9 protein-coding genes are annotated in these 8,108 nt (G+C 52.3%); 5 read left to right on the plus strand and 4 right to left on the minus strand.

Annotated elements, in window-relative coordinates; genetic code table 11:
• Positions 1-69: 69 nt before the first annotated feature.
• The 4 genes from copD to V5E99_RS26625 form a co-directional block, all read right to left on the minus strand.
• Entirely contained in the window at positions 70-1,008 is a 939-nt protein-coding gene (gene copD, locus V5E99_RS26610; RefSeq protein ID WP_499805283.1) for a copper homeostasis membrane protein CopD, read from the minus strand.
• Positions 1,009-1,011: 3 nt separating this feature from the next.
• Positions 1,012-1,395: a copper homeostasis periplasmic binding protein CopC gene (copC, locus tag V5E99_RS26615; RefSeq protein WP_017737057.1), complete on the minus strand. Its 384-nt coding sequence runs from the start codon at positions 1,393-1,395 to the stop codon at positions 1,012-1,014.
• A 369-nt stretch (positions 1,396-1,764) separates the two neighbouring features.
• Entirely contained in the window at positions 1,765-3,153 is a 1,389-nt protein-coding gene (gene copS, locus V5E99_RS26620; RefSeq protein WP_499805285.1) for a copper resistance membrane spanning protein CopS, read from the minus strand.
• Positions 3,150-3,839, minus strand: a complete 690-nt coding sequence (locus tag V5E99_RS26625) for a heavy metal response regulator transcription factor (RefSeq protein WP_020795035.1) — start codon at positions 3,837-3,839, stop codon at positions 3,150-3,152. The genes copS and V5E99_RS26625 overlap by 4 nt, the downstream gene beginning before the upstream one ends.
• Before the next feature lie 204 nt (positions 3,840-4,043).
• Here V5E99_RS26625 and V5E99_RS26630 point away from each other — a divergent pair, with 204 nt between their 5' ends.
• The 5 genes from V5E99_RS26630 to V5E99_RS26650 form a co-directional block, all read left to right on the plus strand.
• On the plus strand, positions 4,044-4,397 hold the full coding sequence (locus tag V5E99_RS26630; protein WP_499805286.1) for a co-regulatory protein PtrA N-terminal domain-containing protein: 354 nt from the start codon (positions 4,044-4,046) through the stop codon (positions 4,395-4,397).
• A gap of 164 nt (positions 4,398-4,561) precedes the next feature.
• Positions 4,562-5,122 carry a cupredoxin domain-containing protein gene (locus V5E99_RS26635; protein WP_499805288.1) on the plus strand — a complete coding sequence of 187 codons (561 nt, stop codon included), beginning with the start codon at positions 4,562-4,564 and terminating at the stop codon, positions 5,120-5,122.
• 93 nt (positions 5,123-5,215) lie between these two features.
• Positions 5,216-5,467 carry a DUF2933 domain-containing protein gene (locus V5E99_RS26640; RefSeq protein ID WP_499805289.1) on the plus strand — a complete coding sequence of 84 codons (252 nt, stop codon included), beginning with the start codon at positions 5,216-5,218 and terminating at the stop codon, positions 5,465-5,467.
• A 2-nt stretch (positions 5,468-5,469) separates the two neighbouring features.
• On the plus strand, positions 5,470-7,827 hold the full coding sequence (locus V5E99_RS26645) for a heavy metal translocating P-type ATPase (RefSeq protein WP_499805290.1): 2,358 nt from the start codon (positions 5,470-5,472) through the stop codon (positions 7,825-7,827).
• Positions 7,828-7,938: 111 nt separating this feature from the next.
• A partial coding sequence (locus V5E99_RS26650) for a heavy-metal-associated domain-containing protein (RefSeq protein ID WP_499805293.1) occupies positions 7,939-8,108 on the plus strand: 170 nt, incomplete at its 3' end.

Genomic DNA, 8,108 nt, shown 5'->3' on the forward strand with positions numbered 1-8,108 from the left:
GTTTGGCGTTCGGGTCAGGTGAGATGCAGGTTTCCAAGAAGCTCGTCACCTCTCCGAAGTCAGGTACATCTATTCCGCGCTCATTTCCATTTCCGGACTTAAAGTGCCTAACCATGCGACAAGACAAATTATGACGACTGCCATTAAAAACTCGAGTGTCATGCTGCGGCGCAAGGCATTGACCGCGGCAGAGTACTCTCCATTTCGAACTGACCGCTCCAATACCGGACTTAGGTGAAAGCGGTTCAGCGTGGCTAACACGATCATCCCGGCAAAGAGCAGGACCTTCAAAAACAGCAGTACACCGTACGTACTGAGCATCACTTCATCGAGATTTGGACCGATGACAAACAGGTAATTCACTACGCCTGTGATGCTTATGATCACTACGATTACAGCGCCGGCCGATTCAAAACCAGTCAGCACCCGTGCAAGAATTCGAGCTTCTTGTTCGCCCTTTAGCGATTTCAACCGCAACAGTAGAGCGAATGCTAATAAAGCACCCAACCAGCCACCTGCGGCTAAAAGATGGAATATATCGGTAATGAAATGCCAGTAGCGTCGGCTGCCTTCATCCATGGCGCCGTGTCCTGTCCAAGCCAACGTCGCCAACGCAATCGCTCCGCATACGGTGACGATCCAGAGACTGGGTGTCGGAAATCGCTTATTCAACGCGACGCCAATAATTGCCATCACCAAGGCAGCTATTCGGACCATCCAGGTCAACCCGACGTCGGTCCCCATGAGGACCATTTCAAAAATATGGTGATGTAGCTCCATAAGCTCCGACACACCGCTCATTGCTTTCGCAAGTAACAACATGGCGACAAGGGATAGAGCTACACCTGCAACAGAAGTACCGTAAAGAAGCGACTCAAAATTCAAGACCGTGCCCGATACTCTTTCCTTTCCCCTGAGGCTGTACAAGCCGAAAATTGCCAATCCGAATAACAACATCAGGTCGAAATAAAGAGCAAAGCGAACCACAATATTTATTGAGTCGCTCATAAATCATTTCACTTTAAATGAGAAGTTGCCGGTGATCGGGTGAGTGTCCGAGGAGACAGCACGCCATTCGACTTTGTAGGTACCGGTGGTCAAAGGTGCTGCCGGTGTAATCACCATCGTTTTCGGATCACCGCCACCAGCGACGGCGGCCTTAACACCCATTGGGGAGTTCGGCATGCCTGGCATATCGGTCATGATCAGTTTTGCACCGGAAAACTGAGTGGTGAGATTCTCAGAAAAGTGCAGTTCAATTTTCGAAGGGGCCGCAGCATCCGAGCCTTCTGCCGGGGTGGAAGAAAGGAGCTTTGGATGTGCCTGAGCAACTGCACTCAGAAGCAAACCAGCGGTAAGTGCAACAGCTACGGTCGTAGTTTTAAGGAATGACATGCAAGACTCCTCACAGCAAGAGCTGTTGATTCGAGGTTTGTTTGGGAATATCTAGTTTTTACTTTTCGATTCTTGTTAAAACCACTGATGATTAGCTAGTAGCCTCCGTGTTCTAGCGCAGGTTGAACACGAGAAACTCACTAGGCCCCAACGTCACAGTGCAAGAACACGATGCCACACGAACGCAAACTGTTCGATTACATTTCAGTCAGCTTGACGCGGTGTTGGGCCTCAAACTGGCGGGCGTAGCGAGACTTAAAGACGAGACCGCGTGCCCGCGATACCAGGGTTTTCACTCATTCAAAAATAACGAAAGTGGACGCTGGGCGTAGGCTGAGAGATCGCCGTTGATCACAAATGCGCCGTCGTTCAGCTGACCTCCAAGTCAACACTAGGAAACTCTAGATGAAAGGCCGTTTTCCCGTCACGTGACGTACACCAGATCTTGCCATCATGCGCTTCGATAATTGATCGGGTAATCGACAGACCTAGCCCTGCGTTGCTTGGACTGCCTTCTCGCCGCGCTGGATCCACGCGATAAAAACGATCGAAAAGCTTTTCAAGGTGTTCGGGGGCAATGGGTTCTCCGTGGTTCTCCACGACGACCAATACCGACATCTCCTTCTGCTGAATATCGACACTGATGGACTTCCCTTCATAGGTGTAGCGCAGCGCATTTGAGAGCAGATTAGAAATGGCTCTGTGGAGCATAAGAACATCGCCTCGAACACTGCCCCTTCCTGAAACCGTGAGCTCAATGCCTCGCTCATCAGCCAACAGGCGGTAGTATTCGAGCAATTTCTCTACGACTTCCACCAGGTCTATCGGTTTGTTCTCGTGCGTGATCAGACCATTGTCAGACTTCGCTAGAAAAAGCATGTCATCGATCATTCGCCCCATACGCTTCAAATCATCAAGATTTGAGTACAGATTGTCTTCGTAGTCCTCGATATTTCTTTTTCTAGAAAGCACCACTTCCGTGTGGGTCATCAAGTTGCTGACGGGGGTCCGTAACTCGTGAGCAATGTCCGCAGAGAAATTCGATAAACGAACAAATGCATCGTCCAACCTAGATAACATTGCGTTGAATGACAGCACCATTTGCTGAAGCTCTTTGGGAACTGGTGCTAATGGAATACGTTCTTTGAGTGATTTAGCTGACATTGAGGCCGCGACCTGGGTGACTTGGCGAATAGGCCGCAGGCCACTGCTCGCGACCATCCAGCCCAACGCTGCACTGACCAGTGCGCTGATCACCAGCCCTATCCAAAACCATCGCTCAAGCGTCTCGAAAAAGGACATATGCTGAGTAACGTCAAAAATCAACATGACGGTCAATGGCTTGTCTTGTCCCGTCACTATGGCTTGTGCCGTCACTCCACGGAACATCTGCTCTTGATCTCGCCACTCCCAGACGTTGTTGTTTGGGATGGTGCGGAATTCCTCTGGAACATCGACGGGACCGGGATCAGCAAATAGTAGTTTGCCGCCACCATCGATTATTAGAGCAGTCAAATCACGGTGAGCGCCAAGCAGCGCCTCTAGCTCAGGCTTAACATCACTGAATTGATCAATGCTGTTCAACCCCGTCAGAATTCTTTGAGTCGAATGGAGTTTTTCGTTCAGCGCCTGCTGATCCAGCATCTTGAAATGATGCCGGCTGAGGTTATTGAAACTGAGTCCGGCAACGGTGAGAACGGCCGTTACCGCGAGCATGAACATAAGGCTCATGCGAGCTGTCAGGGACATTCGCTTCATTCCGACTCCGAATCAGGCGCGTCGAGCATGTAACCCATACCCCGCGAGGTGTGAATCAGCTTGACCTCAAAATCATCATCGATTTTTGCTCTCAGTCTCCTTACCGCGACCTCAATAACATTGGTATCGCTGTCGAAGTTCATGTCCCAAACCTGGGAGGCGATAAGTGATTTTGGCAGCACCTCCCCTCGACGACGTAGCAACAGCTCAAGCAGCGCAAACTCTTTGGCCGTAAGGTCTATGCGCTTACCTCCACGAATGGCTCGACGCTTGAGCAGGTCCACCTCCAGATCAGCCAATTTCATGTAGGTTTGCGAGGGAGCGCCGTTACCCCGACGCAGCAACGTTCTGACACGGGCCAGCAATTCAGAAAATGCGAAGGGTTTGATCAGGTAATCATCTGCCCCGAGTTCAAGTCCTTTCACTCGATCTTCAACGCGGTCTCGCGCCGTGAGGAAGAGCACGGGAACATCTTTTCCGGATGCACGAACCTTCTGAAGTACTTCCCAGCCATCCAGCCCAGGCATCATGACGTCTAGAATCAGCAGGTCATAGGCCTCGCTCAAAGCGTGCTGAAGCGCCACTTTGCCATTAGTAAATCGATCCACATTGAACCCCGCCTCCGTGAGTCCTTGCTCCAAATAGATACCTATTTTGGGTTCGTCTTCAGCAACCAGAAGTCTCATGAGGGTGGCTCTCGGATAATGATGAAGCGCAGTCTGCAACGAAACACACCAGCCAACCAGCAACTGACAGAAAAGTAATATTGGCTTCAGGTAAATGTCAGCGAGCGCTGTCTAGGGTTCAAGCATGAGTACTTCCTGGTGCTCGACCGACTCTTCAGCATGAAACGTTTGGGAGCCGGAAAACAATTCCATAAGGAGTTGCCCATGAATCGCCTGAAAATGCTGTTTTTTGTGAGCTCGATACTCGTCTCAGCTTCTGTATGGGCTGAAAGTGGCGGAGACCGGGTGATAGAGCGTATGGAAGGCCTGCGCGACAAGGCTGAAGCCGTACTGACTCAAGCTGAAAAAGCCCCTGAAGGACAGCGTCATGTCCACATGACCGAGCATATGAAGATGCTCGGCGACATCATGAGCCAACTCCATAAAGAACATCCAGACGCCTCAATGTCACCCCAGCAGCACCTGGCCTGGATGGAAAAGCACGACAAAATCGTCGATGACGTTTTGAGCCAAATGCAGCGCGAGCACAAATTGATGCTTTCAGAGAATCATCAGTGAAAACCGGCTTCCAAAGGGCTTTTTGAACGGTACCGTTGACTACGGCGTCTTTGGACGCCGTGTTTATTTTGAATAACTGACAGAAATGTAGTGTTCAGGTCAGTTAACTGGCAGCTCCGTGTCTTTAGCATAGCCAGTACTCCCATCTTACTCTCGAGGTCACCATGAAAGCTAAGCTCGTTTCCCCTGTCATCGCAGCAATCACTCTACTCTTCGGTGCTACGGCTACGGCTACGGCTACGGCTACGGCTATGGCCAGCGCAGGGCATGGGAAAGAGGACATCGGCCAGCCTGGAGTCGCCTCTGAGGTTACCCGTACGGTGGCGGTCGAGATGGGCGATATTTTCTTCAAACCTGAAAGCATCGACGTAAAGCCTGGTGAAACTATTCGATTTGTCCTTCGCAATGAGGGTTCGCTGCTGCACGAGTTCAACATCGGCAAAGCCGCTGCTCATGCAGCACACCAAAAAGAAATGGCAAGCATGTTCCAGAACGGGACGCTTAACCCCACCGGTACCGGGAAAACGATGAGCGGTATGGGCCACAGCATGGGTGGAATGAAGATGGTCGGAATGGAGCACAACGACCCGAACAGCGTCCTGATTGAGCCTGGCGCAACCCAAGAGCTAATCTGGACCTTCAACAACAGCACAGGCCTTCAGTTTGCCTGCAACGTGCCGGGGCATTATCAGTCAGGGATGGTTGGTCCGTTTGACCTGAAATAAGCCGGAGCTGGCGGCTAACGCCGCTTCGACGCACGAGTTAGCTACGCTCTGTCGCAGAGATCACAGCAACACTCACACAGTGGGGTCTAGATCATGAATAACCATCAGCATCCGGATGGAAACACCACCGCACCATTTTGGAGGCGGAAAACAGGCGTCGTACTGATCATGCTCATTGCGATTGGTGCCTTCTACGTTTTGCGGGAGCATTTCAGCCACGTTTATCCGTTTTGGCCTTATCTGATTCTGTTGGTCTGTCCAATGATGCATTTTTTTGGACATGGGCATGGCGGACATAGCCATGGCGATCAGGCAGCAATCCACAAGGACGAAAAAGGGAAATAGCGATGTCTACCATACCGAGCCACCACGACCACAGTCACGCCCATGCTGCCACGCCTCATGACGGTGATCTACGCGACCCGGTGTGCGGAATGTCGGTTACGCCCCCAAGCAAGTATGGCGAGCTTTATAACGGACAGACTTTTCAATTTTGTAGCCTGAAATGCCAAGAGGAGTTTCGAGCAGATCCTGAGCGCTACAACGGTACTCATCCGAGCGCAAAACCCTACGTCACCGCTCCAGAGCCAGTGGTACAAGCGGGCACTGAATTTACCTGTCCGATGCACCCGGAAATACGCCAGCCCGGGCCCGGCAACTGCCCTAAATGTGGCATGACATTAGAGCCGGTCATGCCCGCGCTCGATGAAGAAGAAAATCCTGAACTCCGGGATTTCGCCCGCCGCTTTTGGTGGTCTCTGCCATTAACCGTGATAGTGACCGTGCTCGCCATGACGGGACATTCATTACAACTCCTCCATGGCTCGATCCAAAACTGGATCGAGCTCGCTCTGGCGACACCGGTGACCTTATGGGCAGGTTGGCCCTTTTTTGTAAGGGGCATAGCCTCTATTAGAAATCGCAGTCCAAACATGTGGACTCTGATTGGTTTGGGTACCGCCGCAGCCTACCTTTACAGCGTCATGGCAACGCTCTTACCCCAAAGCTTTCCCGCCACCTTCATGCAAGATGGACGTATCGGCGTCTACTTCGAAGCCGCCGCGGTCATCATCTCGCTCACCTTGCTTGGGCAGATTCTTGAGCTCAAAGCCCGATCGCAAACCTCCGCCGCCATTAAGTCCCTTCTCGGTCTATCGCCCAAGACCGCACGCCGGATCAATGCCGATGGACGGGAAGAAGACATTCCTCTCACCCATGTTCACCTTGGAGACCATCTGCGGGTCAGGCCAGGTGAAAAGGTGCCCGTTGATGGCTCAGTGCTGGAGGGTGAAAGTGCGGTGGATGAGTCCATGCTCACTGGCGAGCCAGTGCCGGTAATGAAGAGAGCTGGAGATAGCCTGATCGGCGCCACGCTGAATACACATGGCAGCTTGGTAATGGAGGCGCAGAAGGTCGGCGCCGAGACCATGCTTTCACAGATCGTACAGATGGTCGCTCGGGCTCAGCGCTCCAAAGCACCAATGCAACGAATGGCCGACTCGATTGCCGGCTACTTTGTGATGGGTGTTATCGCGATTGCGATACTGACATTTGTCGGTTGGGGGCTTTTTGGCCCTGAGCCCAGTTGGGTGTTTGGTCTGATCAACGCTGTCGCCGTGCTGATCATCGCTTGCCCCTGTGCGTTGGGTCTTGCCACACCCATGTCGATCATGGTTTCGACAGGTAAAGCAGCCAGCATGGGTGTGCTGTTCAGGGATGCCAGTGCCATCGAAAACCTTTGCAAGATCGACACGCTGATTGTCGATAAGACAGGCACCCTGACAGAGGGACGGCCAGTGTTTCACAGTGTGGAGGCCACACCCAGTTTCAATCCCCACGATGTTCTTCAGCTGGCTGCCAGCCTTGATCAGGGCAGCGAACATCCCTTGGCTCATGCAATCGTCGATCACGCCCGAACCGAGAACATTAAGCTCACTAAGCCAGAATCCTTTGAGTCTGGTTCAGGTATCGGGGTCAGTGGCATTGTTGATGGCAAGAAGATCCAACTAGGGAACACCGCGTTGATGGAAGCCGCAGGCGTGAGGACCAAGCCCCTACAAGAGCGTGCAGAATTGTTGCGACTTGACGGCATCAGCATCATCTACCTCGCAGTCGACGGGGTATTGGCAGGGTTGTTGGCAGTATCAGATCCAATTAAGCCGACCTCCAAAGAAGCAGTCACCAAGCTCAAGGCTGATGACATCAAAATCATCATGGCTACTGGCGACGGGCTCACCACCGCTCGGGCTGTCGCCAGGGAGATGGGGATTGAAGAAGTCCACGGTGAAGTGAAACCTCAGGACAAGGAGCGTCTGGTCGCAGACCTCCAGCAATACGGCCGGAAGGTCGCCATGGCTGGTGACGGTATCAACGATGCTCCGGCCCTGGCGCGAGCAGATGTGGGCATTGCCATGGGGACAGGGACTGACGTTGCGATGAATAGCGCGCAACTCACGCTGGTAAAAGGCGACCTGATGGGGATTCTACGAGCACGGGCTCTTTCGGTCGCAACAGTAAAAAACATGCGGCAAAACTTGGGTTTCGCCTTTCTTTACAACTCGATGGGTATTCCCCTTGCCGCAGGCTTGCTCTATCCACTGACGGGACACCTCCTGTCGCCAATGATCGCTGCCATAGCCATGAGCGTCAGTTCTGCATCTGTAGTTTTCAATGCGTTGAGACTGAGGAATACCCGAATTGACTGAGCGTCAATGACGCTCACAACCCAAAACAGATAACTGTTGACCTTGCCATTGTGTCAACGTTGATGCTGTCGGTGCGGTGAAAAGAGACCGCTCAGCACGAGAGGAATAACCATGTTCGTCTTAGATGTATCAGGCATTGGTTGCGGCAGTTGCGTCAGCAAAATCACCAAAGCGATTCAGTCACTGGACAACGAAGCTACGGTTTCCGTGGATCGGTCAGCCGGTAAGGTGAGAGTTGAAAGCAGCGAAAGCCCAGAGCAGATTCGTAAAGCTGTCGAAGC

The organism is Janthinobacterium sp. LPB2021202312-11-4 (genome assembly GCF_037049705.1).
In the GTDB taxonomy this organism is placed as follows: domain Bacteria; phylum Pseudomonadota; class Gammaproteobacteria; order Pseudomonadales; family Pseudomonadaceae; genus Aquipseudomonas.